This window comes from Agarivorans aestuarii (assembly GCF_019670125.1).
Classification (GTDB): domain Bacteria; phylum Pseudomonadota; class Gammaproteobacteria; order Enterobacterales; family Celerinatantimonadaceae; genus Agarivorans; species Agarivorans aestuarii.
In genome coordinates, this window is the sequence record NZ_AP023033.1 from 2,136,501 (window position 1) to 2,163,061 (window position 26,561).

Sequence of the window (26,561 nt, forward strand, 5' to 3'; positions counted from 1 at the left end):
AAAATTAACAGTGTGTCCACTAATGACTAAATTATTTTATTGTTCGATATTTATACTTACCGCCATTGTTGATTCATTTAAAAGTATGCAGTTGGTTTGCATGGGGAGTTTGATATTTAACCAGTGTTTTTAAAGGCTTATCAACAAGCTTGTTAATGATTTAAACTATGCAGCGGCGACACTGCATAGGTGTAAGGTAGAGAAAAAGGAGAGAAGTAGGGTGACTATTGTATTTCGAGTGGTTTTGGCCACGTTTCTCTTGGTAAGCCTATTTTCTTGCTCAAATCGCACTGCGCAATACCCTAATCAAACGATGCAGGGTTACTGGATATACGGCTTCGAAACCTCTTTGTTCGAAAACTGCCAAGGTGAACTGTTTTGGATGTGGTCTAGTGCTGATGTACAAGGCCAATACCAGCTCGACGGGTACCGAAACCCAGTAGTTGTTCAGGGCTACGTTTTACCACCCAGCCCAGAGCAAAACATGCAGTCCTATTTACCAGAATTTAAGGTAGTTAAAATGCAGTTGCTCGAGCAGGTTTGCGATTAGCTCTGTTTAACTATTTTTGCCAGTGAAGCGGATTTTTTCAGCTTGGATTAACGCATCATGGAAGCCTTTAGTGGTAAAGCTAGCATTGTTAAAGCTTACTGTTTTTAGGCGGTTAAACGAGGAGTTTACAATTGCCTTATCTTTAATCTTTTTAGGGATTAATGAACAGTGCTTGTTATGTTGCTTTAACTCAAAAGTGACCAACTTACCGGCCACATGATGTTGCTGTTGGGTGCTGGTACAACTGCCATTAATGGTGCTAGATATAATAACGCCGCCATCAGCGAAGCTAAACTCTGCGATGTAACCTTGATCTTGGCTTAATACAGCGGCGTTGTTGTTGCTAGCTACTTGCCAATGTTCAGCTAAGTTTTCAATGTTGGCAAAAGCGCTGGTTGATACTAGCAGGCCAATAATGGCTAATTGATATCTGTTCATCTTAATCACGCTCGCAGTTAAAGATTTTGCCTGTATCGGTATCTTGTAGGCACTCATATTCAATACCATCTTTGTAGATGTCGATTTCTACGATATGTGCACTAGCAGTTTGGCTAAGCATTAAGGTGCAAATAAACGCAGATAGTAAGGCTGTTTTATAGGTTTTCATGGTGATTGTCTCGCTGCTAATAGGTAATGAGACAATTTTGCGGTGAAGGCTAAAATATAGCCAATTAGCACCTTTAAGTTTACCTAATAGCAAACGCAATACAGATGTGTGATGTCGAAAATCTTCAATAATTGGAAGTAAGGTTTAATTAAGCTGGCTTTTCATTATTGAAGAGAGGTTAAGCATGACTAAAGTTAATTACTTTGCAGAAGCACCAAAGGCTATGCAAATTTTGTTCGAGCAAGAAGAGTATCTAAAAAGCCAGTTTGCAGAGCAGCAAGCGCTTGGCATGAAGCTATTCGAGCTGGTTAAGTTGCGGGTATCACAAATTAACCAATGCGCATTTTGTATTGATATGCATAGTAAAGATGCCGAGAGTGCAGGCGAAAGTTGGCAGCGTTTAATTAGCTTAAGTGCATGGCGAGAAGCCCCGTATTACTCGGTAAATGAACGGCTGGCTTTAGAATGTGCCGAACGCTTAACGGCATGTACAGAGTTAGACGATGAGCTTTACCAAAAAGCGCTAAACGCCTTTGGCGCAAAGGCATTGGTGGATTTAAGCATTGCAATTAATGCCATCAACAGTTGGAATAGAATTGCAATCACCTTTAAACCCGAGGTAGGCAGTTATAAACCCAGCTAAGCAAATTATTCACCAGTTAGAGCAACAGTTTCTGTTTAGTTTATTTAAGCCAAAAGGACAGTTAGCTCAAGCCATACAAGGCCTGTGGTCTGCTTCCGTTGAGGCGCAGCAGCGAGCACCGCTTACCCGTTGGCTGCATGCCGACGGCTGTAGCGGGGTGCTGTTTAACTTAGGCCCACCAATAAGGCTTGAAGATAAGTCTTATCCTTCTGGGGTGATTGTGCTGCCAGTGAACACCACTGCGCGAAGCATCACCTTGTCAGCGGATACCCAGCTAGCGGGTTTTCGCTTTAATCCTGGTGTAAGTGTTGGGTTCTTTGGCAAACTAGTTAAACGTGACGCCGAGGATATCGACGCTTCATTGCTGAAAAAATTGCAGCAACTACATCAAAGCTTGATGACAACTAGCGGCCATAACGCACGGATAGTATTAATGTATAAGTGGTTACAGCAGCACCTCGGCATACATAATTGCCCACCACAATTGTTTAAAGACGCCATTGAGTTGGTAGAAGATGCTCAAGAGATCGGCTTGGTGTCTGATGAATTGGCGCTTAGCCAGCGGCAACTAGAACGTCAGTTTAAAGCGTTAACCGGTATGACACCGAAACAATGGCAGCGAACCATGAGAGTAAGAAATACTTTTATGGCTTTAAAAACGCAGCCAGATATCGAGCTGGCTGCGCTTGCTGTTAATCAGGGCTTTTCCGACCAAGCGCATATGACACGAGAGTGTAAAACCATTGGCAAAATCACCCCAAAACAGTATCTAAAACTGTTGTAAAAAATGCTTATTAAGGCGTAATGATCCCACGTTCTTCAAAAACTTGTTTTGCGACTAACATGCCGTTAATCGCGGCTGGAAACCCAGCATATACTGCCATTTGTAAAATCACTTCAGTTACCTCTTTTGGGCTACAGCCTACATTAAGAGCGCCATGGATATGTACCGCCAGTTGGGGGGCACAATTGCCCATTGCGGTTAGTGCTGATACCGTTGCTATCTCTCGTGATTTAAGGTCTAGATCCTCGCGGCTGTATATGTCGCCAAAGGGAAACTCTATGATGAATTTGGCCAGATCTGGGCAAATACTGGCGAGGCTATCGATCACATTGTGGCCTGCTTCGCCGTCTATCTCGCTTAGCTTATCAAAGCCACGTTGGTATCTTGTTTGTTCCATTGATCACTCCATTAATCTAAGGCTAAGTCTCAAGCCTAGACCTTGGAGCTAGCTCCAAGTCAAGCCGTAACTTACAAGTTTAACCGAGGTTTAATAAAATCAATGAATGCGGTGATACGTCGGGCGACTTTAGATGAACGGTAGTAAACAGCATTAATTTGTCGCTGGTTAGTTTCTTCCACCAACAAGGCCGGGAACAAACTCACTAGCGTTCCTTGCTCGATATCGTGATTAACCATAAATCCCGACAAACACGCAATGCCGTTGCCACTTAACGCTAATTGGCGAATGGTTTCTCCGCTACTAGCAGTAATAGCAGGTTTCATCGATTTAAACCCTTTTAATGGCCAATGGTTTAGCACCTTAGCTCCGCTAAAGCCGATTAACTCATGTTCGTGTAATTGCGCAACGTGCCGGGGCGCGCCGCGTTTATCGAGATAAGCTGGAGAGGCGACAATATACAAATTACTCACGCCGATGGGCCGAGCATGCAGGGTGGAGTCTGCTAATGTGCCTATGCGGATCGCTAAATCGGTTTTCTTCTCCAGTAAGTCTACAAAGCCGTCGTTGGTATTTAGCTCTAGTTCTATATTGGGGAAGGCGAGTTTAAAATCATTTATCAGGGGAACGAGTTGATGAATTACAAACGGGCTTGCCGCATCAACTCGCAGCCTACCTTGAGGCAATTCACCCTTACTAATAATATCTTCTTCAGCTTGTTGAATTTGGCTTAAACCTACACGTACTGCTTCTATAAACTGGCGGCCTTCGTCGGTTTGTACCACCCGTCTGGTGGTTCGGTTAAGGATTGTAATGCCTAGTTGCTTTTCTATTTTGCTAACCGCTCTAGATACCTTAGCAACTTGTATATCTAAGGCGTCTGCGGCAGCTGAGAAGCCTCCGCTATCAACTACAGCCAACAAAATTTCAAGATCATCAGAACGATTTTTTAGGTTAAACATCAGCAACTCTTTGCGAAGAAATCAACAAAAGTGAATGCTTAATACTAGTGTTTATTACAAAAGTTTTCTTAGATTTGTTGCTTTTTTACTTACATTTTCTACAAAAGAATTTTGTTGATACTGCTATTTCTGACAAAAGTTAATTAACTAATAATGCTTGCCATCAACTGTTGCGCAGTGCAACAACCTAATCGATGACGAGAGATTACTGTTATGCCTTTAGCTCTATTTGCACTTACTTTAAGTGCCTTTGCCATTGGAACCACCGAGTTTGTGATAGTGGGGTTGATTCCTACTATGGCCCAAGACTTAGCGGTTTCTTTACCTTCTGCAGGATTGTTAGTGAGCTTGTATGCCTTAGGTGTTGCGGTGGGCGCGCCCGTGTTAACCGCCTTAACTGGTAAGTGGCCACGCAAACAAGTGCTGCTTGCGGTGATGAGTTTATTTGTCGCGGGCAACTTATTAGCTTGGCAGGCCCCGAGTTACGAAACCCTAGTGGGTGCGCGAATTCTTACAGGTTTAGCCCATGGAGTGTTCTTTTCTATAGGTTCGACCATCGCAACGGGTTTAGTAGCAAAAGAAAAAGCCGCTAGCGCAATAGCCATAATGTTTACCGGACTAACGGTAGCGCTTGTTACCGGTGTGCCTTTGGGTACCTACATTGGCCAACATTTTGGTTGGGAAACCACATTTTTAGTAGTAGCGATTTTAGGCTTAATTGCACTTATTGGCAGCGCTGTTTTGGTACCTAGTAATTTAAAGCAAGCGCCAGCCACCAAAATATCAGAGCAAGTTAAAGTATTAACAGAGCCTCGATTGTTGTTGGTATATGCAATAACCGCTATAGGTTACGGTGGTTCGTTTACTGCGTTTACCTTTTTAGCGTCTATTTTGCAGGACGTAAGTGGATTTAACGCCAGCGCTATTAGCTTGATTATGTTGGTGTATGGTGTGTCGGTCGCCTTTGGCAACATCTGGGGTGGCAAAATGGCTGACCGTTTAGGCCCAACTAAAGCACTAAGTTGGATATTCTTAGGTTTAGCCTCGGTACTGTTGGTATTCAACTTTACCGCGGTTAACCCTATTACCGCTGTATTAACCATTCTAGTGTGGGGGGCTTTTGCTTTTGGTAATGTACCGGGCTTACAGGTTTATGTGGTGAAGTTAGCCGAGCAATATACGCCCAATGCGGTGGATGTAGCCTCCGGTTTAAACATTGCCGCATTTAACGTAGGCATTGCTATAGGCGCTTGGGGCGGCGGAATGATAGTTGCCAATGCTGGGGTAGAACACACTCCTTGGGCTGGTGCATTGATTGTTGTTGGCGCCTTATTACTAACCCGTTTAAGTGCAGCCTTGGATAACAAACAAAAGCAATCTACTAAATCTCGGCTTTGCCAAGCGGCATAAGCCATTTTTGAATCCTAAGGAGCCTATTGGCTCCTTTTTTTGTTGTTTCACCCGGTGGTTTTGACTAGCCATTGTGTAGGGGAAAAGCTTTAAGCAAAACTGATAGGTGCTAATTCTATTTGTTAACGATAGCGGTTTACCATAAGCAAACAAGGATGACTAACCAATTGCAAAAACGCTAAGGACAAAACAACGAATAAGGGCAAAACATGAAAATAAGACTAGTTAGTTTGTTATTGGCCAGTGTATTTATCAGTGCTTGCGACTCATCTAACACATCAGACGCTAAGCCAAGTCAAACCACTGCTACTGTTGCCGTAGATCTCGCCAATGCTGCTCAACAGCAACTTACCTTTGAAGAAGTGTACACAACCACAGTATTGGCAAATGAAGAAGTAAGGGTGATATCCAGAGTTACCTCAACCTTACTTGATAAGCATTTTCAAGCTGGGGATTTTGTCGAACAAGGCCAATTATTATTTAGTCTAGACCCCTTGGAATTTGAGCTTAACCTAGCCAGTTTGCAAGCTAATTTGGTTAACGTTTCCGCTAAATACAATTCTGCCCTTAAAAGCCTACAACGCGCTAAGCAACTAGGCGATGCCATTTCCAAGCAAGAACTAGAAGATATCGAAACTAAATTTTTGGTTAATCAAGCCAGCCTTAAAGCCATTGCAAAGCAAGTAGACGATGCAGAGCTTTTGTTAAGCAGAACCGAGATTAAAGCTACGCGATCTGGGCGGATTAGCCAAACTCAATTTAGCCCTGGCGATACGGTTGGGGTAGGCCAAGTGTTAGCTTCTATCGTTGATGACAGTAACTTTAAAGTCACTGTGAGTATTGATGAGAAAACAGTTTTAAAAGCTATTCAGCAATACCGCGATGGTAGCTCCCAGTTTGAAGTGTTGGCGAGATTTTTAGATGGCAGCAAATACCCATTAGCTGGTGAACTTGATTTTATCGACAATCAAATTAACCCGGCTACTGGCGCACTAGCAGTAGGTTTTAAATTTGCCAATGACGACAGTGTATTTGTTGGGCAATTTGTTGAAGTGGTATTGCGTGAAATGAAACAAGCGATTGTGATCCCCAGCAGAGCATTAGTGCAGACCGCTAACGGGCCTGCTGTCTATAAGGTAAGCGGAGGCAAGGCAAAACTTCAATCAGTAGAGCTGGGCTTTCAGTTGGGTAATCAAACTGAAGTATTAACGGGCTTAGAAGATGGCAATGTTGTGGTCTCTAGAGGCCAACAAAAGCTAAGTGATGGCAGCCTAGTAAGACAGCGAGGTTAGTATGGTTAAGTTCTTTATTTCGCGCCCTAAAACCGCCATCGTTCTATCGGTGATCATGAGCGTGTTAGGCGCCTTAGCGGCTTACACCATGCCGGTAGGGCAGTATCCCGATGTTGCACCGCCTATGATCAACGTATTCACCCAATACAACGGCGCTAATTCTAGTGTTGTGAACGATACCGTTGCCTCGGTAATAGAGAAAGAAGTGAACGGGGTTGAAGGAATGATTTACATGAAATCAACTTCTTCCAATGACGGTTCATACAATTTGAACGTAACCTTTGAGACTGGTTTTGACGCAGACAGAGCGGCTACCTTGGTACAAAATCGGGTAAATGCAGCTCAGCCTTTACTACCCGATGAGGTTAAGCGCAGTGGTATTTATGTTGAAAAGCTGAGCCCTTCGATGCTAATGATAGCAAGCCTAAACTCTCAGACCGGTGCTCACAACACCTTAGAGTTAAGCTATTACTTAACTGGCATTGTGCGTGAAACTTTATCCAGAATTAAAGGCGTAAGTAAAGTAACGCCTCTAGGTGAAAAAGAATATGCTATGCGAGTATGGCTTGAGCCAGAGCGTTTACAGGCTTTAGATTTAACTGTTAATGATATTTCTGCTGCTATTGCCGACCAAAATGCTGTGCGTGGCGCGGGCAGTGTAGGCGCCGAGCCGGTAACAGGAAATAATGATTGGCAATACACTGTGCAAGTTCGAGGGCGACTAGCTAATGAACAAGCCTTTGGTAACATTCGAGTTAAAGCCTATCCCGATGGCACTTTAGTACGCTTAAAAGATGTTGCTCGTATTGAGCTGGGCGCACAAAAGTATTTGGTCGATACCTATCTAAACAACCAAGAGTCGGTTGCTATGATGATCTACCAAGATCCAACTGCCAACGCCATGCAAGTAGCCGAAGATGTACGAGCCGCAATGGCTAAACTTGAGCAAAGTTTGCCAAATGGCATGGTGTTTTCCTTGCCTTATGATGCTACCGAATTTATCGATGTTTCCATCTACAACGTACAAGAAACACTGGTTATTGCTTTAATCCTAGTGACCTTGGTGACCTATTTATTCTTGCAAACTTGGCAAGCTACATTGATTCCTGCGATTGCCATTCCTGTTTCCCTTATAGCAACGTTTGCAGTGATGAAAGCATTTGGCTCAACCATCAACACCATTAGCTTATTTGGTTTAGTGTTAGCCATTGGTGTGGTGGTTGACGCTGCCATTGTGGTGATTGAAAACGTAGAGCGCCTGCTGCACGAAACCACTAAACCAGTTAAAGAGTGTGTAGAAATAGCCATGAAAGAAGTGATTGGTCCATGTATTGCCGCAGCTGCTGTGCTGTTAGCGGTGTTTGGCCCAACGCTTGTAATGCCTGGCATGGTGGGGATTATTTATGCTGAATTTGGCATCGCCATTTCAGTCTCTGTAGTTATCTCCACCCTGGTTGCGATGACCTTAACGCCAGCACTATGCGTGATGCTAATGAATCGCGATCTTAAACCAAATCGTTTCTTTCAAGCATTTAACCGCGGTTTTGAACGTTTTACCGAATTGTTTGGCAAAGGCGTAACAGTGTTGTGTCACCGAATAGGTATTGCGGTGTTGTTGTTCTCGGTGTTTTTGGGGGCTAGCGCTTATTTAGGTGCTAGTTTACCCGGGGGCTTCTTGCCCGATGAAGACCAAGGAACCTTTTTTGCGGTGGTTGATTTACCGGAAGGGGCTGCGCTTAATCGCACGCGCGACATGACAAAATTGTTGGTGGAGTCATTAGCAGATGATCCCGATATTGAGATGGCGTTTTCTGCCGCTGGTTACAGCTTATTAAACGAGTCGAGTAACTCAAACTCTGCTTTGTTGGTGTTCAGTCTAAAACACTGGGACCAGCGCTCAGATATACAACAACATCAAGATCAGGTTATTGCACGAGTACAAGCTGCCATAGATGCTTTACCGGAAGGTGTGGGTTTTGCATTTGGCTTACCGGCCATTCCTGCACTAGGTATGGTAAATGGTTTTGAGTTTGTGCTTAAAGATGAAATGGGCAAGGGACCAGAAAAAACTGCTGAGGTACTCGAACAGTTACTCGAAAAAGCTAATCAGCGTGAAGAGATTGCCTCGGCCTTTTCTACTTTTAGCATCAGTATGCCTAACTTGTACCTCGACATTAACGAAGAGCGGGCTGCTGCTATGGGTGTTGCCTTTGGTGACATAGTAAATACCCTTAACGTGCAATACGGTGGAAGTTATATTAACGACTTTACAAAAGGTGGAAGAAACTACCGAGTAATGCTGCAGGCCGAAGCAGACTCTAGACAACAAATCGATGATTTATCGAATCTTTATGTTCGCTCTAGCCAAGGTGAAATGGTGCGATTAAGCAACTTGGTATCGGTTCGTACGGTGCTTAACCCTAGTTCTTTGGTTCGCTACAACGTATCAGGCAGCACCACAATTAATGGTATTACCATGCCGGGCTATAGTTCAGGTCAAGCCATTGCAGCAATGGAACAGCTTGCTAATGAGGTTTTACCTACAGGGTTTAGCTATGAATGGACCGGTTTAACTTTACAAGAACAGCAAGCAGGTAACGCTAGCCTCATTGCGTTTGCTTTTGCCATGTTATTCACTTACTTGTTTTTGGTTGCTCAGTATGAATCTTGGTTAACGCCGTTAGCTATATTACTAGCGGTGCCCACTGCGGTATTTGGTGTTTTGTCAGCGGTGTTACTTAGCGGCACAACCATCAACCTGTACTCGCAAATCGCCATTATGCTGCTTATAGGTATGGCAAGCCGTAACGCTATTCTTATTGTGGAGTTTGCTAAGCAATTACGAGAACAAAAAGGTTATAGCATTGTAGAAGCTGGCGTTGCAGCAGCTAAATTGCGTTTTCGTGCTGTGTTGATGACAGCATTCTCTTTCATACTAGGAGTAGTGCCGTTAATGCTTGCATCTTCTGCAGGGGCTGCGGCGATGCAAGCAATTGGTATGGCGTCGTTTGGTGGAATGCTGGCAGCTACGGTGCTTGGTTGTTTGTTTGTTCCAGCATTTTTTGTGTTGTTCCAAACTTTACGCGAGCGTTTTTCTAGCAAAAAACAACCAGAGCCTGAATTATTAATTGCTACTTTCTCAGCAAGCAATGACTAGTTAAAACTGCAGACTGTTATATACATTTGCCCAACTATTGAAAAATAGTTGGGCTTTGCTGAAATGGAAGCTAGTGAAGGTAGGTCTTTGATTGGCAAGAACAAGCACTAAGGTGCTTAATTCGACTACGCTTAAACAAGATCCTAAATCATGGAGTTAGCTTTGAAAAAGCACATCCCACTCATTCTATCTATTTACGTCGCCTTTGTATTTTTACAATCTCTGTTCTTTAAGTTTGCTGGTTGGTTTGGCAGCCCTGCAGATATTACCGTGTACATATTTGATACCGTGGGACAGTGGTTACGAGATGGTTTAGGACTTAATCTTATTGGCGACCTGTTTGGCCAATACGGCGAAACAGTGATTGGATTAGCAGAGTTAGTGGCAAGCATTTTAATTTTGCGTAAAGCTACTCGTTTCTATGGCGCATTAATTGGCTTAGGGGTTATGTCTGGCGCGATATTTTTTCACATTTTCACCCCGCTTGGGCTATTTCCTTACACCGATTTAAGCTGCTTACAGGATGGTTGCCCCAGAGAATACCCACTGTTTTTTATGGCCATAGGAGTGTGGTTAAGTTGCACATATTTGTTGTATCGAGACAGAAGCAAAATACTTGGCTAAACGGAATAATATCCAGTTATAAAAAAGGCACCTTGTTAGGTGCCTTTTTAGTTAACGGGTGTAACCGTTAAATTCTTTTTCGTGCCCAATGCTCGACATGGGGCCATGTCCGGGTAAAAACTGATAGGCATCATCTAGCGTATAAAGCTGAGTTTTGATGGCATTGATCAGAGTAGGGTGATCGCCTTTGGGGAAATCGGTTCGTCCAATCGAACCGTTAAACAATACGTCTCCCACAATAGCCAATTGATTGTCGTGGTCGACAAACACCACGTGACCAGGCGTATGGCCAGGACAATGGCGTACTTCTAACTTTAATTCACCAACTTCAATCACATCACCATGCTCTAACCATCGGTCAGGGGTAAAGCTAGCAACCTCAGGAAAGCCGAACATTTGGCATTGCATTGCCATTTTGCTGATCCAGAAATCATCATCTTTATGTGGACCAATCAGCGGTACCTGATAGCGCTGCTGAATAATGCTGCTAGCGCCTACGTGGTCTAGGTGGCCATGGGTGAGCAAGATTTTGGTGACCTCCACGCCAGCTTTCTCTACCGCTGCTTGAATCAATTGTGGGTCACCGCCTGGATCGACAATCGCAGCTTGTTTGCTCTTATCACACCAGATAAGGGTGCAATTTTGTTGAAATGGAGTAACGGGAATTATTTGGTAAGCCATCTTTGTTAACTCTTATTAATTACAAGCCTAGGGGCTATTTGTCTTTCGCGGTTAAAATCAGCTCGAAAGATGAATAGCCCTAGTGTACGGATGTAGATGAAATTTTCTATAGTTTGTAATAACTAAGCCACCAATTAAAGTGGCTTATGTTTATAATGGAATTAAGCCCAACAGATTGGAGAATCACTTGAATATCAAAGATATTATGCAAACTCGAGTTGTTACCGTAGGCATGGATCAGCGGCTATTCGATATAAAGGACATTTTTGATAATGTGAGTTTTCATCACTTGGTGGTACTTGATGATGAAGACGCCGTGGTTGGCGTTCTTACTGAATCAGATTTGTTAGCCTCACTCAGCCCTTATTTGGGAAAAGCAGCTGAAAGCCAACGTGACGTGCATACCTTAACCCAGCGAGTTCACCATGTGATGACTCGCCAACCTTTGTGTTGTGACGCAAATACCAGCATTAGCGATGCCGGTCGTAACTTAGTGGATAAAGGCATTAGCTGTTTGCCGGTGATTGATGAGCACAATAAGTTGCTGGGGCTTGTGACTTGGCGTGATGTATTAGCCTGTTTGCTAGTGAACAACGATAACTAATGCAAAACACTACCATGAACCAGTCTCCAATCATGTTTATGGGCTGCACCAGCGATGCGGGTAAATCCTTGGTATGCGCACTGGTTTGTCGCCATTTAACTAATCTTGGTAGCAACGTTGCGCCTTTTAAAGCACAAAACATGAGTAACAATGCCGCGGTGACTCAAGAAGGCGGAGAAATTGGCCGCGCCCAATATCTACAGGCGATAGCTGCAAAGCAGACGCCCAGCATAGATATGAACCCGGTGTTGTTAAAACCACATAGCGAAAAAGGCGCTCAGGTGGTGGTGAATGGCGAAGTAAGCCATGAGCTGTTAGCGAAAGATTGGCACCAACGAAAATCGGTACTTTGGCCTGCAGTAACCGCTAGCTTGGCTCGCTTGCAACAGGGTTTCTCTCAACTTGTTATTGAAGGAGCTGGAAGTCCTGCTGAAGTTAATTTGCGTAAAAGTGATATTGTAAATATGGAAGTGGCCTTGCATTGTAAGGCATCGGTTTATCTTATTGCTGATATCGACCGCGGCGGAGCTTACGCGCACCTACTAGGAACATGGATGTGTTTAAGCGCAGAAGAGCAGAGCCTTGTTAAAGGTTTTGTGCTAAACAAGTTTCGAGGTGAACAGGCTTTATTACACGATGCCAATGTGTGGTTAGAAGAAAATACCGGCATACCAATAGTGGCAGTGATCCCATGGACTGAGCATCAATTACCGGAAGAAGACAACTTTTTTCATCGAAGCGTTTGGCAAGCCAATTGTTTGAACATTGCCTTAATTGTTTATCCCTATGCCAGCAACCTAGATGAGTTTGACCCTTTGGTGTATCAACCCGGGGTTAATGTTGTGCCAATGCGTGACAACCAGGACCTAAGCCATTTTGACGCCATTGTCTTACCTGGTTCTAAACACGTGGCTGCTAGCCGAAAGCATTTAGCAAAAACAGGTTTAGACAAGCAAATTGTTAATGCGGCTAAACAAGGCGTTCGGGTAACTGGCATTTGTGGTGGTTTACAGATTTTGGGTGAGCGCAACCTCGATCCTAGTTCTGTAGAAGGAGAAACGTTTGATGGTTTAGCCTTACTGCCACTAACCACTGTTTATTCAAATGTAAAAACGACAATTCAACGAAGCATTAACTACTGTGATGAAACAATAGCTTGTTATGAAATTCATCATGGGCAAACCCAATGTTCAGTTCAGGTAGATAGCTTTGTTGAACAAGCAACGGGGTGGCAGCTAAATAACATCCAAGGCTCTTATCTGCATGATTTGTTTACTAATCGAAAGTTGTGCCAAGACTGGCTAGAAAGCCTTGGTTGGCAAGGGCAATGCGAAGACTGGAATCTGGTAGTAGACAATGAATTAGATAGGCTATGTGGCAAGTTGGACTTGCCACTTAGCCAGATATCGGAGCATGCTGGGATAACTAAGGCTTAGTTTACCCAACCTTGTTCACGATAATAACGTAGCGCGCCAGGGTGAAGTGGTGCACTTAAGTTGGTATTGATCATTTGCTCTACGTTCAGCTCTAAAAGAGCGGGGTGCAGAGAGCGCAGGGTATTTAAGTTTTCAAATATCGCTGCAACAAAGTTATAAACCGTTTGCTCCGAGAGTTGTTTATCGGCCACTAGCGTTGCACTTACGCCAATTGACGATACATCGTTTGGGTTTCCGTGGTAGGTTCCACCTTTAATGGTTACTGGGGAGAAGTATTCGTACTTTTCTGCCAGCGCCATAATAGTCTTTTTCGACAAACTTAATAAGTTTGACTCACACATAGTGGTAGCACGGGTTATCGAAGTATTTGGGTGGCCAACAACATAAAAAATGGCATCGGTTTTCTTTCCACATAAGGCGCGACTTTGCTCGTCTGGTTTAAGATTGGTAATTTTAGAGAAGTCGGACTCTTGCCAGTTTAACTGCTGCATAACCACCTGCATGGTGGAATATTGACCAGAACCCACCGGACCAAGGTTTAGAGCATGGCCTTTAAGCTCATCAATTTGGCTAACATTTAGATCGGCGTTAACCAATACAGTTAAGGCTTCTGAGTAGAGTGAGAGCAGTGAACGTAATTCACTATAAGCACCTTCTTCAGTGAATTCACCAGCACCTTGGTAGGCTTGCCAATGAACGTCGGATTGAACAATGGCTAAATCAATGTCGCCGGCTTTTAGCGCTTCAATGTTATCACTAGAACCACCCGAGCTTTCGGCGGTACAACTTAATTTTCGGTGTTCGTTGCTTTGTTCAAGAAGTCGGCATAATGCATTGCCAGTTGGGTAGTAAACACCACTTACGTTGCCAGTGCCTACAAATAAGTATTCATTGCTATGCGCTAAATTTGCGTTGATCGCCAATGCAGCAGTCAACAAATATAGAGAAAATCGTGTCATTGTTTCACCCGAAAATGTTTTCTTTCCTTAGAATAACTTAGCCAATATACACAGTTATTTAGTAAAACGCTTGTTTGGGCGACTAAGTTGTGAGCTGGAAAACCTTCGATTTTTCTGGCTGTTAATCTATTCAGGGGTAAAAGTGACTGGCATTAGAGTAAAAGCACAGTTATTTTGGCTGATTATTTTTGATCTAGTTAAACAAAGCGCCGTTTATGTTTCGCATAGTGACTCGTTGCTAAACAATAATCCGTTATAATCAAACCAGTATTTTTTTAAGTGGTTAGCTGTTTGGTTTCTTCAGACTCTTCTGGTTATACGCTGGAAATTTGTTGTTATAGTGAAAATGACATTATTAGTGCCATCAAAGGTGGTGCTACGCGCATAGAGTTATGTGCAGGACAGCGTGATGGAGGTACTACACCGAGTTACGGCGCATTGCTGCAAGCCCGCCAATATCTACCAAAAATTGACATTGTGGTAATGATTCGTCCACGTGGTGGAGACTTTTGTTATAGCCACAGTGAACTACAACAAATGGTCGAAGACATTAAGTTTGTTAAGCAGCTAGGGTTTAACGGAGTGGTGTTTGGTGCGTTAACTCACCAAGCTGCGGTTGATCTTGATGCCTGCAAGCGGCTTATTGCAGCTTCTACTAATTTAGCTAGCACTTTTCATCGCGCTTTTGACTGCATTGCTAATCCTAAAGTTGCAGCGACGCAACTTAGCGAATTAGGCATAAATAGGGTGTTGAGTTCAGGACAACAGAATTACATCGAGCAGGGATTATCATTGCTAATAGCCTTACAGCAACAACATCAAAATATCGAATGGATAGTGGCTGGGGGCGTTCGTGCTCACAACTTAGCTATGCTAAAAAAGCAGGGAATAGAGCATTTTCATAGTGCCGCCTCGGAGCCTTTGTTAAGCCAGTTTGATTCTCGTTATGTTTTAGCAATGGCTGCTGATAAGGATCCAAAATTAGAACTACAACGCGCCCAAGTTTCTCAACGAGAAGTGAGCTCCATGGCCTTAGCTCTAGAGCGTAATTAGTATGTTGCCAAACTTACTGCATCGTATTCGCCATTTTGTTTATTACTTGGCGAGCTCATTAAAGAATCGCGGCATAGCCATGTTTGGTGCTTACCTACTGGTGCAAGCTAGCTGGCTTGCTATATTTGCGCCTTTGTCGATAGTGGTGAGTGAAGCGTTGATGTCTTGGTATGGGCTAAAGGGAGTTGCCAATCAAGAGCTATTGGCTTTCTTCTTATCGCCCAGCGGCTACTTGTTCGCTATATGGCTAGTCGCGATGGCCTTATTCAACTTCTTCTTGCAGCAGGGTGCTTTAACCTTATTGCTTGCGCAGCACGAAGTGAACAAACGTTCGGTGTCGCAGGCGATTCGTTTACTGGTTAATCGTGCTTGGACAATCGCTAGGTTAGCGTTTTTGCAATCTGCTTTGCTGATTAGCATTAGCTGTACGCTGTTGTTTATTGGCCGTTGGCTGTTTGGCTTAATGTTAGCCGACTGGGATATTAACTATTATTTAGACCAGCAACGAAATCAGCTTTGGTTTTATTTTGCCGCCTTAAGTATTGGCGGCTTACCCTTAGCTGTTTGGCTTGGCGCTAAATGGCTTAACTGGTGGTTTGCCTTGCCATTTTGCATGTTGCAGAAAAAGCCGCTGCTGGCTCAGCTCAAGGATTCCACCCAATTAAGCATTGGCCAACGTAAGTTAATTTTGTGTTTGAACCTTGCTTGGTTTGCATTACGCACCTCTGTATTTATTGCTGTGATCGCTGGCTTTATTTGGTTACTTCGCATTAGTTTAAATTGGTGGGCGCCTGAAGACGTCACTCCCTTAGTATTATTTCTTTTCAGTGCAACAGTGCTGGCGGGTGGCTCTGTTCTTAGCTTTTTAGACACTTGGCTGTACGCAAGTATTCAGTTCTATCTATTTAAGGTACTGCTAAAACAACACAAAGAAAGCGTAAGCAAACAGCACCAACAGGTTCTTAATGAAAATCACCGTGTTCACTTAGGCTTACGCCTGATGTTTATTGCTGTTTTGTTGTTGGGCGCTAGTGAAATGAAAGAGGAAATTGGCGCCTTTAGTCAGCGTTTTAGCGAGCCAAGCTCAATGCTGGTGATGGGGCATCGGGCTGGAGGCTGGTTGGCTTTAGAAAACAGTTTAGAAGGTTTACAAAAGTCGATAAACCTGGAATTGCCGGTGACCGAGGTTGATGTGCAGTTAACGGCTGATGGTCAAATTGCTGTGGTTCACGATCGCGATTTACGTCGCTTAACGGGTAGCGATTTAGTGGTGCCAGAAAGCTCCTTTGCGCAGATCCAACAGGCCTTTGTTGACGCTGGGTTTAGCCAACCGCAGGCCTTACCTTATTGGTTAGAAAAGAGCGCCAACAAGATTACTTTAAACATTGAGCTTAAACGCTACAACAATTCTCTAGCCTTGGTTCCGGCGCTACTAGAGTCTTTAAAAGAATATCCATACCCGGTCATCATAAGTAGTTTAGACATTGAACTGCTTGAAGAACTAAAGCTGCAAATAAGCGGTACCGAATTGGCAAATAGGATTAGCACTGCCTTTATAGCTGCAGCCAGTTTTGGTGAGTCGGCGGTTCAACAAAATGTTGATATGTTGATTGTGAACCAGCAATGGGTGAACGCTTGGCGACTTTTTAGCGCCCAGCAGCGTGGCCAAGAAGTACATGTTTGGACAGTTAACAATGCTGCAGACGTTGAGCGACTTTATTATTTACGGGTAAATGGGGTGGTTACTGACTCGCCAATAATGGCTTTAGAAACCCTAGAACGATTAAACGGTTTAAGCGACGTTGATCATATAGTAAATAGTTTGCGCTATTGGTTAGCACTCTAACTTCTGCTTACTTAGGAGCTAGGCCCAGTTCGTCCAGCTTGAACAAAATCTCAGTTTTATGCTGTTGTTTAATCTCTTGCCAATGGCGATCTTCTCTTGCGCCGATTATCGCGTAGATAGAGTTTAAACCAGTGCCTTTTACTTGTGCTTTTAAACGCCCGTAGAGTTGGTAAGGATCGATGGCCATAAAATCTTCGACGGAGTGAATATCTACCTCTGCCAATATTTCTTCGCTGCGTGGACCAAAGCCTTTTAAGTCCCTTAGTCGCTTTGGATTAGCTGGTGATCTGCTCATAATGGGTAGTCTTTTAGCTGACTTAGTTGAAGAAGTTTTCAAAGGCTAGCCAGCGCTGTCGTTGTTCCTCAGCACTGCTTAAGTAAAAGCTTATGCTTTGCTTTGGATGCCGCTGATTTAAAGCAAATAAGTCTAGCCGAGAGATACAACCCAATTTGGGGTAACCACCAATGGTTTGCCTATCAACAGACAGTATTATTGGTAAGCCGTTAGGCGGGATTTGCACAGCACCTAAAGCTATTGCCTCTGATTCTTTAGTTCGGGGAACATTGTCTAATGCAATGCCTTTCAATCTAACCCCCATGCGGTCGCTTAACTCGCTGAGTTGATATTCCTGTTGCAAAATTTGCTGCCGTTGTTGAGTACTAAATGCATGGAATTGATAACCGGGAATAAGCGCGAGTTTTAAGTGTTCTTTATAGTTTGGAATAAACTGATACGGTGTTTGTTGCACTGGAGTGGAGGCAAGCTGCTTAGCACTTTTTATACAATAATGGAGTTTGTCATTTTGCTGTAAAGCCCGCCCATTGAAGGGACCTAAAGCCTGTTTCGGTGAACTGCTTACACTATTTAGCTCGCTGTCGAGTAAAAAGCCGCCTTGTATCGCCAAATAAGCTCTTAGTCCTGAGCGACTAGCGCCTATGCTCAAAGTTTGACCGGCTTCCACATCAATACTTTGCCAAGTAGTAATTGGTTTGTTGTTTGCTTTATTTATTTCAAAGGTAAGCGGCACCTCAGCGCCACATACTGCAATCTGGCAGGCTTGCTCAAAATGCAGCTTAGCGCCACCAAAGGTGATTTCTAGGGCAGGGCTGTTAACGTGATTTGCTAGCAAGCGGTTAGCCCAATTAAAGGCATGCTTGTCTGCAGGACCACCTGGGCTAACGCCAATGTGCTGAAAGCCAATACGCCCTTGATCAACAACTAACATCTGCGGACCGCTACGAAGTACCGTGAGTGAGGCTGCTTTAGTCACTGCTGTCTCCGTAGCTGAGAAATTCTTCATAACTGAGCTCTATAAAACGCACTTGATCACCTACCGTTAACGGGCACATAAGATCGAGGTGTTTATCAAATAGCTTTATGGGGCTTTGGCCAATGATGTGCCAGCCACCAGGGCTATCGCTGGGATATACTGCGCTCATCTCTTCGGCAATTGCTAGGCTGCCAGCTGGTACTTTGCTTACGGGAGTGGACTTGCGAGGCAGTTTTAGTTGCGGGTTTAGTCCGCTTAAGTAAGTAAAGCCAGGCATAAAGCCAATCATCTTTACTTTATAAACACTTTGTTTATGCAGCTCAATAACTTGATTAACACTGAGCTGTAGTTGCTGAGCGACTGCTGTTAAATCGGGCGCTAACTGTTCTGCATAGCAAACTGGAATATCAAATACTTGGTGACTAGTACGTTTACTTAATTGCACTTCAAACTGCTGAACTGCAATGCTTATCGATTCGAACTGCGTTTGGCTATTGCCGATGCAAAGTAAAGTATCGCTGGCCACGATAATATCAGTGATGTTAGTAAGCTGGTGTTTCAGAAAATTTGCTAAATCAGGCAGTGCTTGGCAGTGGACTGCTGATTGGCTGCTTACTAGTACGCTATCCTCGTTAACATAGTCGATGCAGTACATACTGACTAATCTTTCTTTGAGCGTTGGATTTGCTGCTTGATGGCTTGCACCAGCTTAACGGCTGCTTGATTGTCGCCATGAACACACAGGGTATCGGCCTCTACACCCAATAAGCTGCCGTCAGCGCAGCGTAAGCTTTGTTGCGTGAGTAACAAATCTACTTGTTCTAATATGTGCTCTTTAGTGGAGAGTACCGCTCCAGTTTGACTGCGTGCTTGTAAACTCCCATCACTTAAGTAGCGTCTATCACAAAAGGCTTCTTTAATTAGCGATAGTTGGTATTTTTCTGCTAGTTCGCTGATAAAGCCATGGCATTGGGTGGCATGTACCATTAGCTGAGGAGCCTTATTGAGGCCGGCTAGCGCTTTGCATACTGCTTCGAATATTGCCGGCTGTTTATGCATGTCGTTATATAAAGCGCCATGTGGTTTTACATAACTTAAGTTAAGCTCATGAAACTGGCATAAAGCATCTAAAGCGCCTATTTGCGTGAGCAGTAGGTGGGTGAGCTCATCAGCTTGATATGGGATAGAACGCCGGCCAAAGCCAGCTATGTCTGCGTAACTTGGATGCGCGCCTATTGTGACAGCATGTTGCTTGGCTAGCGCTAAGGTACGACTCATTACATTGGGATCAGAAGCATGCCCACCACAAGCAATATTAGCGAGATCAATATGGGGCATGAGCTGCTCATCAACCCCCATTTCCCATACGCCGAAACTTTCTCCCATATCGCAATTTAGTAACATCTACCTTCCTTAACGTAGCGTTTTACAATGTTGAATCAGCAGCTTTGAAAAATGCTGGCCGGCTGGGCCTAGCAGTTCTGGGCGTGGCACTACTAGGTAGGTAACCAATGACTTGGCCGCACCGCCACTTACATTAAGTTCAACCAGACTGTCATCTTCGAAATGCGGTTGAGCGATATGTAGCGGCAGCCATGCAAAGCCTAAACCCTGCTTAAGTACTTCTACTACGCGATGAAAACTACTAAAGGTCCAGCGCTGTTCGGCGCGTAACCAACCTCTGTCTTGTTGAGGGTTTTTACCTGTATCACGGATCACCAGTTGAACGTGTTGTATCACTTCGTCTATCGAGACTGGCTGTGGCATTTTGGCCAAAGGGTGATTGCGATGAACAACTGGGACTAAGGTGACAACACCGAGGCGTTCACCCAAAACACCCTTAGGCAAGTGAGCGGTGATCACCAAGTCGAATTCACCTTCAGCTATTGCATCATCAGCGCCACTTACTACGGTATCAATAACTTCGACTCGAGTGCCTCTACTTTCCGGTAAAAAAGCTTTAAGTGCTTTAATAACAGGAGCCTGAGGCTGAATGATTTCACAAGCTAAGCTTAATTGTGGTTCCCAACCTTGCTCTAGACTTGCAGCGAGTAATTCTAGCTCTTGGATATTTTGGCTAAGCAATTTACTGCGTCTTAGCATTACTTCGCCCATTGGGGTTAAGTAGGCTTTGCGACCTTTCACTTCAAGCAGCTGAATGCCAAGTAAGTTTTGTAACTTACTGACAGCGTGGTTCAGTGAGGATTGGCTTTTGTTTAGCTGACTGGCGGCTTGTGCGTAGCCACCATAATCCACAACGGCCTGAAAAATTCGCCACTGCTCTAAGGTGCTTTTGGCGCGAAATGGCTTGCTCATCGTTCGCTATCCTAACTAGTTACTTAGGTTGCGCATCTAAGCTAGTGCCTGTTACCCCAATGCTAGCGTCACTCATTAGGTATAAGTAATTAGGCATAATATCGAGCGGGGTTTTTAGTGTTTTTGGATCTTCGCCGGGATATGCGGTTGCGCGCATTAAAGTACGGGTTGCACCTGGGTTTATACAATTACTGCGTAAACCGGTTTTATCAAATTCGTCTGCAATGACCTGCGACATACCTTCTATCGCAAATTTAGACACCGAATAACCACCCCAATAAGCACGGCCTTTTTTACCGACACTTGAAGAAGTGAAAACCAAAGAGGCATGGTCACTTTTAAGCATTAACGGAACTAAAGCTTGGCTAAGTAAGAACTGTGATTTTACATTTACCTGAATAAGTTGATCCCAAAGATCTTCTTCTATTTGCACGTATTGGCTTAACACCCCCAAATGCGCCGCATTAAGAAGGGCGCCATCTAATCTGCCAAATTGGTTTTCGATGGTGGCCGCCATATCAAGATAGTTTTGTTGAGTCGCACCTTTTAAATCAAGGGGAATAATGGCTGGTTGTGGTGCGCCCAAGGCTTCAATTTCATCATATACAGCTTCAAGCTTTTTAACTGTTCTTCCTAGCAAGATCACTGTTGCACCGCATTGTGCAAAGGATAGAGCGGCTTGGCGGCCAATGCCGTCGCCTGCTCCAGTTACTAGGATGACTTTGTTTTGTAGCTCATCACTAGCTGCTTGGAAGTGTTGAGGAGAGGTTTCCGTGCTCATTTTTCGTTCCTGTAGATGTGCGTTGGTGCACAAATATTTGATTAACAATTAAACAAGTGTTTAACGCCTGGTTAGACCTGTTGCAAAAATGTAAACAAATGTTTAAGGTTTCTTTGAAGAAACATACTATAAAAAAAGGAATTAGCTAATATGCGTCTGTCCCGAATAGCTACAGCAGTCACTCTATTTGCATCAGTTACTATAGCGGGTTGTGGTAGTAGCAACTCGCCATTTGATTTTGGTAATGATATCACGCCAAATGAGCCAAACTCAGTAAAAATTCGCTTCAATCCTCTTACTGGTGATGTATCTACACCAAATAACTTGTTGTTTAACGGTAGCTTAGACGGGACGATTAACCTACCAAGTGAAGCCGCTATTGCGCTTACTCAGCAGTATCAAGATATCACCAACGTATTAGGAGCCTTAGACGGTTGGCAAACCAGTGTGCCGTTTTCAATTCCTTTAGCCTACGGCGATGATGACGCGGAATACAATGAAGAAATTGATACAAAGTTAGATGCAAGTTCTTTCCCAGCTGGCGTGTTGTTATATAAAGTTCGCGCTTCCGGTTTTACAGATACTTGTGCTGACGTTACCGAAAATGGTGGCAGTTTTGTGGCAGGGCAAACTTGCCGCGTTGATGAGCAGCTTGTTTACGGTGAAGACTACATTGCTACCTTTAGCGATGGCAGCTTAATTGTTACTCCTTTAGTACCGTTTGCTCCTGCTACGTCTTATATGGTGGCAATTACAGATCAACTATTAGATGAAAATGGTCGAGGTGTTGCCGCCGGTGAGGCCTACCAGTTATTGAGTTCTCCAATCACTGCTGATGATGATGCTACGTTGCAAAGCCTGAAAGGCTTAACAGCGTTTAATAATGGCTTGTTGGCCGCTGAAGGTGTAACTGCAAATGTTAGCTACTCTGCAGTGTTTACCACTCAATCGGTAGGAAGCGTGTTAACTACTTTGCAGCAGATTTATGGTGGTATGGCACTAAATAGCTTATTACCAATGAGTGCACTTGTTGATACGGGCACTACAGCGCAAGACGTTGCCAATGCTGCTCTTGGTACTAGCCAACCAGGCTTTGTAGCCGCTAAATACTTTAAGTCTACCTTGGCAGTACCTTATTATTTATCAGACCTTGATAATCCTGATCTTACAGGTGCGGATGTAAATAAATGGGCACAAGCTAAGACAGATAGCCCGGTAGCTATTTTGCAATTGCTGCAAACCAATGCGGATTTTGCTGACCAAGGCAGTGCAACAAGTTTTTGGGCCCAGGCCGGCGCAAAAGGTTTTGACGTTGCTACATTTGGTGGCTTAGTGGCAGGCGGTGATAAAACAACCGCTGGACAAATGCTTGCTCAGGCAGATTTAGCAGGACTTACCTATATGCAAGACGGTGAAGCGATGCCAGTTGACTCACATCGCCATCTTACGGCTTATAACCCTGTTCCAGAAACAAAAAGCACCGCGTTTTTAGACTTAGATATTTATTTACCTGATGAAACCTTAACTGGCAATGCCATGCCGGCCGAAGGCTGGCCAGTAGTGATCTTCCAACATGGTATTGGGTCCGTTAAAGAAACCGCAGCGGCTATTGCCGCTAGCTATGCAGCGCAAGGTTACGCAGTTTTGGCTATGGACTTGCCTTATCACGGTAGTCGAGGTTTGGATTTGACCGGTGATGGTAATGCAGAAATCAGTGCCAATGACGATCCTCAAGTATTCGCTAACTTGGGTAGCTTTTTAAGCATTCGAGAAAACCTACGTCAATCAACAGCCGATTTACTTGCGGTGCGGGCTGCCTTACAAGCTGCTGGTGCGCCTGCTGAACTGGACGGCAGTAAAGTACATTATGCAGGTCAGTCATTAGGAGCAATTGTCGGTGTTGGTCCAGCATCGGTTGCTGATACAGTAAACGTAAGCGGTTTTGATATTGATTACAGCCTACAAAGTGTTTCGCTTAGCGCACCTGCTGGCGGTTTAGCTGGAGTATTCCAGTACTCACCTAGTTTTGGCCCAACCGTAGAAGCAGGGTTAAAATCTAATCCTGGTTACTTAGCGCTGGTTGCTGCTGGCCTTGGCTTTGAAGACAATGACACTGCAACAGCCTTAGAGCAGTTTGCAGTATATCAAGCCACTTACCCAGAAGCAGCACAGCTGGTGATTGACTCTAATTATCCTGCATTTGCGTCAATTTTTGGGTCGTTAGCGCAAACAGTGGTAGATGGAGTAGACCCACTTAACTATGCGCAATCCGGTTTTGCTATGCCAGTACTAGTGCATGAGATTGTGGGTGACGGTAGTGAAGGTAGCGGTGATCAAGTTATTCCAAATAGCCTTGCAACGTTGCCGCTAGTTGGCACCGAGCCGCTGATTGCTTCAATGGGTCTAGAGGGTACCGAAGTTACCTCAGCAGGTAGTTATGCGGTGCGCTTTAGCCAAGGCTCGCATAGCTCACTGATTTCGCCTGCGGCTAGTTTGGCTGCTACGGTTGAAATGCAAACCCAGTTTGTTAGTTATGCAGTAAGTGCAGATGCTGGTAATGCTAGTGTTGTGGTGAGTGATAGTTCGGTAATCGCCTCGGCTCAATAAGCACTAAGTTATCGGTTCTAAGGCCTGCATCGCGCAGGCCTTTTTTGTTACTTGGTTCGGTGTACAAGCTATGGTACTAATAGCAGCTCGAAAATATGAGGGCAGAAGTTTGGATTTTTTGATTGAGTTTGGATTGTTTTTTGCGAAGGCCTTAACGATTGTTATCGCTATTATTGCTGTAGTTGTGGTTGTGATTGCCGCTTCTTCTAAGACTAAACACAAAAGTGGCGAGCTTGAAGTCACGGATTTAAGTGAGCAACACAATGAGGTTGAGGAAAAGCTTAATCATAACCTCATGAGCAAAGAGCAACTTAAACAGCATAAGAAGCAACTAAAGCAACAACAAAAAGAAGAGAAGAAAAAAGGCGAAGAACAAACTAAACCACGATTGTTTGTTATCGACTTTAAAGGCAGCATCGACGCCAAAGAAGTAGCCAGTTTACGTGAAGAAGTTTCTGCGGTACTTATCGCAGCGAAGCCAAAAGATGAAGTATTAGTTCGTTTAGAAAGCGGCGGCGGCATGGTTCACGGATATGGTTTAGCGGCTTCTCAGTTAAAACGGATTAAAGCAAAAGGTATCACACTTACTATCGCAGTTGATAAAGTTGCCGCAAGTGGTGGTTATATGATGGCTTGTATCGCTGATAAGATTATCGCAGCACCGTTTTCCATCGTTGGTTCAATTGGCGTGATTGCCCAGTTGCCAAACTTTAATAAAGTATTGAAGAAAAACGACATCGATTTTGAACAGGTAACTGCCGGTGAGTTTAAACGCACCCTGACTATGTTTGGCGAAAACACCGATGAAGCACGCAAGAAGTTTCAATCTGAACTAGAAGAGACTCACGTTCTATTTAAAGAGTTTGTTCAAGAGTTTCGTCCGCAATTGGATATTGCAAAAGTAGCCACTGGTGAGCATTGGTACGGCACTCAAGCATTTGCTTTGGAATTGGTTGATGAAGTATCTACCAGTGACGATTACTTGATGCAGCAATTTGAGGAAAAACAAGTTATCCAGTTCAAGTACCATACTAAGAAGAAATTAGCAGAAAAGCTCAGCCAAGCGGCAAGCATTGGAGTGGAGCGTGGCGTAATGAAAATTATGCAGTCTCAATCTTGGGATTGGACCAAGTAATATCAAGCTAACAAACAGCAACGGAAAGCCTGACCTTAGTCAGGCTTTTTAATCTGCTCAGTTAAGCTTGTTGGAAAGGGTAAACAGACCCTAAGTGTAAGATTTGGGTTAGCTCATCCAATGCGGTATTCACTTCGGTGATTAACTGAGGGTCACGTAAATCATCAAAAACCAAGCTATCTCTGTAGTGCTTATCAACCCACTGGTTTAGCGTGCTAAATAGTTGTTCATTCATGATAGTGTGTTGGTTTACTGCAGCTAATTCCATGTCGTTTAATGCCACTCGTAAGCGCAAGCAAGCTGGGCCACCACCGTTGCTCATACTCTGCTTAACATCAAAGTAATGCACTTGCTTAATCGGAGTATTTCGGCTTACTAAGTCTTCTAAATAAGCACTCACTTGGGCCGATTCTTGACAGTTTGTTGGTGCAATAATAGCCATTTCACCAGGTGTAGTGGTAACGATCTGGGTATTGAATAAATAGGTTTTAACTGCTTCAGAAACACTCACTTCATTGTCGCTAACTTCTATGAAATGTAGCTTATTATCGCCGAAACGCTGCTGAATATGCTGAAGTTGCTGCTGAGTGTTTAAAAAAGCTTGTTGATGATAAAACAGCACATTTTGGTTGCCCACCGCTATCACATCGTTATGGAAAACCCCTTGGTCAATTACTCCAGGGTTTTGCTGAATGAAAATCGCGGTATCTTGGTCTAAACCATGTAAGCGAGCTACGGCTTGGCTCGCTTCTAGGGTTTGCCTTGCGGGAAATTTTTTAGGAGCAATTACGCTGGCATCTGCAGCTGAGCGGCCATAAACAAATAGTTCTAAGCCAGCTTCGCCGTAATTTGAACACAATCGGGTATGGTTAGCCGCACCTTCGTCGCCATAGTAGTCGTTTTCTGGCAAGTGTTGATGGTGTTCAAAATATTTACTATCGGAAAATACCGCCTTCAAAATATTACCGGTAACTTGTGGCTCAATAGAGCGATGCAGCTTATTAGTTAAGTTTGCTGGGGTGAAATGTACTTTGCCATTTTCGGTGTCTGCGCTAGGCGATACGGTGGCTGCATTAGCAGTCCACATGCTTGATGCCGAATAACTAGCGAGTAGGGCATCAGGCGCTTTTTTTGCCGCTTGTTGTAAAACTTGACTATCGTTACCGGTAAAACCGATACGACGAAGAAGATTGAGATCGGGACGTTGTTGCGGCGCCAACACGCCTTGAGTAAGCCCTAGGTCGTGCAAGGCTTTCATTTTTAATAAGCCTTGCTTGGCGGCTTCTTTGGGGTTTGAGGCATTTTGGGCATTGGATAAAGAGGCAACGTTGCCAAATGAAAGACCCGCATAATTGTGGGTTGGGCCAACTAAGCCGTCGAAGTTGACTTCAAAATGTTTCATAGTCTTCCTTTTACTACGCTCACTTAAAAAATGAGTTATCTTTT

Annotated in this window: 26 protein-coding genes; 13 read left to right on the plus strand and 13 right to left on the minus strand. The window is 44.0% G+C overall.

The features are described from left to right. Nucleotides 1-220: 220 nt before the first annotated feature. Entirely contained in the window at nt 221-550 is a 330-nt protein-coding gene (locus tag K5609_RS09945) for a hypothetical protein (RefSeq protein WP_221077015.1), read from the plus strand. A 6-nt stretch (nt 551-556) separates the two neighbouring features. Here the strand turns inward: K5609_RS09945 and K5609_RS09950 are convergent, their stop codons facing one another. Together K5609_RS09950 and K5609_RS09955 are read right to left on the minus strand one after the other, a co-directional pair. Continuing rightward, complete coding sequence (locus K5609_RS09950) at nt 557-988, minus strand: hypothetical protein (RefSeq protein ID WP_221077016.1); 432 nt, start codon at nt 986-988, stop codon at nt 557-559. A gap of 1 nt (nt 989) precedes the next feature. Beyond that, a complete protein-coding gene (locus K5609_RS09955) occupies nt 990-1,157 on the minus strand; it encodes a hypothetical protein (RefSeq protein WP_016403059.1) in 168 nt (55 codons plus the stop codon). Nucleotides 1,158-1,341: 184 nt separating this feature from the next. On the opposite strand from K5609_RS09955, the gene K5609_RS09960 reads away from it, so the two are divergent. Together K5609_RS09960 and K5609_RS09965 are read left to right on the plus strand one after the other, a co-directional pair. After that, nucleotides 1,342-1,800, plus strand: coding sequence for a carboxymuconolactone decarboxylase family protein (locus K5609_RS09960; protein ID WP_221077017.1), 459 nt, complete (start codon nt 1,342-1,344; stop codon nt 1,798-1,800). Between the two features lie 31 nt (nt 1,801-1,831). Then, entirely contained in the window at nt 1,832-2,584 is a 753-nt protein-coding gene (locus K5609_RS09965) for a helix-turn-helix domain-containing protein (RefSeq protein ID WP_343212513.1), read from the plus strand. A 10-nt stretch (nt 2,585-2,594) separates the two neighbouring features. Here K5609_RS09965 and K5609_RS09970 read toward each other — a convergent pair whose 3' ends face one another. Both K5609_RS09970 and K5609_RS09975 read right to left on the minus strand, forming a co-directional pair. Next, on the minus strand, nt 2,595-2,981 hold the full coding sequence (locus K5609_RS09970; protein ID WP_221077019.1) for a carboxymuconolactone decarboxylase family protein: 387 nt from the start codon (nt 2,979-2,981) through the stop codon (nt 2,595-2,597). A 71-nt stretch (nt 2,982-3,052) separates the two neighbouring features. Then, complete coding sequence (locus tag K5609_RS09975; protein WP_221077020.1) at nt 3,053-3,943, minus strand: LysR family transcriptional regulator; 891 nt, start codon at nt 3,941-3,943, stop codon at nt 3,053-3,055. Between the two features lie 213 nt (nt 3,944-4,156). On the opposite strand from K5609_RS09975, the gene K5609_RS09980 reads away from it, so the two are divergent. The 4 genes from K5609_RS09980 to K5609_RS09995 all read left to right on the plus strand — a co-directional run bounded on the left by K5609_RS09980 (nt 4,157) and on the right by K5609_RS09995 (nt 10,426). After that, on the plus strand, nt 4,157-5,353 hold the full coding sequence (locus tag K5609_RS09980) for an MFS transporter (protein WP_221077021.1): 1,197 nt from the start codon (nt 4,157-4,159) through the stop codon (nt 5,351-5,353). A 209-nt stretch (nt 5,354-5,562) separates the two neighbouring features. Further along, nucleotides 5,563-6,645: an efflux RND transporter periplasmic adaptor subunit gene (locus K5609_RS09985; protein ID WP_221077022.1), complete on the plus strand. Its 1,083-nt coding sequence runs from the start codon at nt 5,563-5,565 to the stop codon at nt 6,643-6,645. Between the two features lies 1 nt (nt 6,646). Then, nucleotides 6,647-9,802: an efflux RND transporter permease subunit gene (locus tag K5609_RS09990; protein WP_221077023.1), complete on the plus strand. Its 3,156-nt coding sequence runs from the start codon at nt 6,647-6,649 to the stop codon at nt 9,800-9,802. 162 nt (nt 9,803-9,964) lie between these two features. Next, nucleotides 9,965-10,426 (plus strand): hypothetical protein, encoded by a 462-nt coding sequence (locus K5609_RS09995; RefSeq protein ID WP_221077024.1) that lies wholly within the window; start codon nt 9,965-9,967, stop codon nt 10,424-10,426. A 51-nt stretch (nt 10,427-10,477) separates the two neighbouring features. Here K5609_RS09995 and K5609_RS10000 read toward each other — a convergent pair whose 3' ends face one another. Continuing rightward, nucleotides 10,478-11,107, minus strand: a complete 630-nt coding sequence (locus K5609_RS10000) for an MBL fold metallo-hydrolase (protein WP_221077025.1) — start codon at nt 11,105-11,107, stop codon at nt 10,478-10,480. 187 nt (nt 11,108-11,294) lie between these two features. Here K5609_RS10000 and K5609_RS10005 point away from each other — a divergent pair, with 187 nt between their 5' ends. Together K5609_RS10005 and K5609_RS10010 are read left to right on the plus strand one after the other, a co-directional pair. Next, nucleotides 11,295-11,711 (plus strand): CBS domain-containing protein, encoded by a 417-nt coding sequence (locus tag K5609_RS10005; protein ID WP_246611975.1) that lies wholly within the window; start codon nt 11,295-11,297, stop codon nt 11,709-11,711. Then, nucleotides 11,711-13,147, plus strand: a complete 1,437-nt coding sequence (locus tag K5609_RS10010; RefSeq protein WP_246611976.1) for a cobyric acid synthase — start codon at nt 11,711-11,713, stop codon at nt 13,145-13,147. Before K5609_RS10005 ends, K5609_RS10010 begins: the two co-directional genes overlap by 1 nt. On the opposite strand, the gene K5609_RS10015 is transcribed toward K5609_RS10010, so the two are convergent. Then, nucleotides 13,144-14,106 (minus strand): TAXI family TRAP transporter solute-binding subunit, encoded by a 963-nt coding sequence (locus K5609_RS10015; RefSeq protein WP_221077026.1) that lies wholly within the window; start codon nt 14,104-14,106, stop codon nt 13,144-13,146. The two genes, K5609_RS10010 and K5609_RS10015, sit on opposite strands and share 4 nt — an antisense overlap. A 291-nt stretch (nt 14,107-14,397) precedes the next feature. Here K5609_RS10015 and K5609_RS10020 point away from each other — a divergent pair, with 291 nt between their 5' ends. Together K5609_RS10020 and K5609_RS10025 are read left to right on the plus strand one after the other, a co-directional pair. Next, on the plus strand, nt 14,398-15,159 hold the full coding sequence (locus K5609_RS10020) for a copper homeostasis protein CutC (protein WP_221077027.1): 762 nt from the start codon (nt 14,398-14,400) through the stop codon (nt 15,157-15,159). Nucleotide 15,160: 1 nt separating this feature from the next. Then, nucleotides 15,161-17,005, plus strand: a complete 1,845-nt coding sequence (locus K5609_RS10025) for a glycerophosphodiester phosphodiesterase (RefSeq protein ID WP_221077028.1) — start codon at nt 15,161-15,163, stop codon at nt 17,003-17,005. 7 nt (nt 17,006-17,012) lie between these two features. Here K5609_RS10025 and K5609_RS10030 read toward each other — a convergent pair whose 3' ends face one another. Genes K5609_RS10030 through K5609_RS10055 form a run of 6 tightly spaced genes read right to left on the minus strand, consistent with a single transcriptional unit; the run spans nt 17,013 to nt 21,373 of the window. After that, nucleotides 17,013-17,300: a TfoX/Sxy family DNA transformation protein gene (locus tag K5609_RS10030; protein ID WP_221077029.1), complete on the minus strand. Its 288-nt coding sequence runs from the start codon at nt 17,298-17,300 to the stop codon at nt 17,013-17,015. Nucleotides 17,301-17,322: 22 nt separating this feature from the next. Further along, a complete protein-coding gene (locus tag K5609_RS10035) occupies nt 17,323-18,276 on the minus strand; it encodes a 5-oxoprolinase subunit C family protein (RefSeq protein WP_221077030.1) in 954 nt (317 codons plus the stop codon). After that, nucleotides 18,269-18,931 (minus strand): 5-oxoprolinase subunit B family protein, encoded by a 663-nt coding sequence (locus tag K5609_RS10040; RefSeq protein WP_221077031.1) that lies wholly within the window; start codon nt 18,929-18,931, stop codon nt 18,269-18,271. The genes K5609_RS10035 and K5609_RS10040 overlap by 8 nt, the downstream gene beginning before the upstream one ends. 5 nt (nt 18,932-18,936) lie before the next feature. Next, nucleotides 18,937-19,680, minus strand: a complete 744-nt coding sequence (locus tag K5609_RS10045; protein ID WP_221077032.1) for a 5-oxoprolinase subunit PxpA — start codon at nt 19,678-19,680, stop codon at nt 18,937-18,939. A 9-nt stretch (nt 19,681-19,689) separates the two neighbouring features. Further along, the gene (locus tag K5609_RS10050; protein ID WP_016403038.1) at nt 19,690-20,592 is read right to left on the minus strand and encodes a LysR family transcriptional regulator; all 903 of its coding nucleotides are present in this window, start codon (nt 20,590-20,592) and stop codon (nt 19,690-19,692) included. Between the two features lie 19 nt (nt 20,593-20,611). Continuing rightward, on the minus strand, nt 20,612-21,373 hold the full coding sequence (locus K5609_RS10055; RefSeq protein ID WP_152782720.1) for a YciK family oxidoreductase: 762 nt from the start codon (nt 21,371-21,373) through the stop codon (nt 20,612-20,614). A gap of 150 nt (nt 21,374-21,523) precedes the next feature. Here K5609_RS10055 and K5609_RS10060 point away from each other — a divergent pair, with 150 nt between their 5' ends. Both K5609_RS10060 and sohB read left to right on the plus strand, forming a co-directional pair. After that, nucleotides 21,524-23,980 carry a VolA/Pla-1 family phospholipase gene (locus K5609_RS10060; protein ID WP_221077033.1) on the plus strand — a complete coding sequence of 819 codons (2,457 nt, stop codon included), beginning with the start codon at nt 21,524-21,526 and terminating at the stop codon, nt 23,978-23,980. A 109-nt stretch (nt 23,981-24,089) separates the two neighbouring features. Beyond that, nucleotides 24,090-25,115, plus strand: coding sequence for a protease SohB (sohB, locus tag K5609_RS10065; RefSeq protein ID WP_221077034.1), 1,026 nt, complete (start codon nt 24,090-24,092; stop codon nt 25,113-25,115). Between the two features lie 61 nt (nt 25,116-25,176). Here the strand turns inward: sohB and astB are convergent, their stop codons facing one another. Next, complete coding sequence (gene astB, locus K5609_RS10070; RefSeq protein WP_221077035.1) at nt 25,177-26,517, minus strand: N-succinylarginine dihydrolase; 1,341 nt, start codon at nt 26,515-26,517, stop codon at nt 25,177-25,179. Nucleotides 26,518-26,561: the final 44 nt, after the last annotated feature.

Excerpts from the sequence above, each read along its gene's own strand:
- K5609_RS10015 (WP_221077026.1), bottom strand. The coding sequence starts at position 14,106 with ATGACACGATTTTCTCTATATTTGTTGACTGCTGCATTGGCGATCAAC.
- K5609_RS09985 (WP_221077022.1), top strand. The coding sequence starts at position 5,563 with ATGAAAATAAGACTAGTTAGTTTGTTATTGGCCAGTGTATTTATCAGT.
- K5609_RS10040 (WP_221077031.1), bottom strand. The coding sequence starts at position 18,931 with ATGTACTGCATCGACTATGTTAACGAGGATAGCGTACTAGTAAGCAGC.
- K5609_RS10055 (WP_152782720.1), bottom strand. The coding sequence starts at position 21,373 with ATGAGCACGGAAACCTCTCCTCAACACTTCCAAGCAGCTAGTGATGAG.
- K5609_RS10030 (WP_221077029.1), bottom strand. The coding sequence starts at position 17,300 with ATGAGCAGATCACCAGCTAATCCAAAGCGACTAAGGGACTTAAAAGGC.
- K5609_RS09970 (WP_221077019.1), bottom strand. The coding sequence starts at position 2,981 with ATGGAACAAACAAGATACCAACGTGGCTTTGATAAGCTAAGCGAGATA.
- K5609_RS09955 (WP_016403059.1), bottom strand. The coding sequence starts at position 1,157 with ATGAAAACCTATAAAACAGCCTTACTATCTGCGTTTATTTGCACCTTA.
- K5609_RS09990 (WP_221077023.1), top strand. The coding sequence starts at position 6,647 with ATGGTTAAGTTCTTTATTTCGCGCCCTAAAACCGCCATCGTTCTATCG.
- K5609_RS10010 (WP_246611976.1), top strand. The coding sequence starts at position 11,711 with ATGCAAAACACTACCATGAACCAGTCTCCAATCATGTTTATGGGCTGC.
- K5609_RS09980 (WP_221077021.1), top strand. The coding sequence starts at position 4,157 with ATGCCTTTAGCTCTATTTGCACTTACTTTAAGTGCCTTTGCCATTGGA.
- K5609_RS09960 (WP_221077017.1), top strand. The coding sequence starts at position 1,342 with ATGACTAAAGTTAATTACTTTGCAGAAGCACCAAAGGCTATGCAAATT.
- K5609_RS10000 (WP_221077025.1), bottom strand. The coding sequence starts at position 11,107 with ATGGCTTACCAAATAATTCCCGTTACTCCATTTCAACAAAATTGCACC.
- K5609_RS09950 (WP_221077016.1), bottom strand. The coding sequence starts at position 988 with ATGAACAGATATCAATTAGCCATTATTGGCCTGCTAGTATCAACCAGC.
- K5609_RS10060 (WP_221077033.1), top strand. The coding sequence starts at position 21,524 with ATGCGTCTGTCCCGAATAGCTACAGCAGTCACTCTATTTGCATCAGTT.
- K5609_RS09975 (WP_221077020.1), bottom strand. The coding sequence starts at position 3,943 with ATGTTTAACCTAAAAAATCGTTCTGATGATCTTGAAATTTTGTTGGCT.
- astB (WP_221077035.1), bottom strand. The coding sequence starts at position 26,517 with ATGAAACATTTTGAAGTCAACTTCGACGGCTTAGTTGGCCCAACCCAC.
- K5609_RS10045 (WP_221077032.1), bottom strand. The coding sequence starts at position 19,680 with ATGTTACTAAATTGCGATATGGGAGAAAGTTTCGGCGTATGGGAAATG.
- K5609_RS10025 (WP_221077028.1), top strand. The coding sequence starts at position 15,161 with ATGTTGCCAAACTTACTGCATCGTATTCGCCATTTTGTTTATTACTTG.
- K5609_RS10050 (WP_016403038.1), bottom strand. The coding sequence starts at position 20,592 with ATGAGCAAGCCATTTCGCGCCAAAAGCACCTTAGAGCAGTGGCGAATT.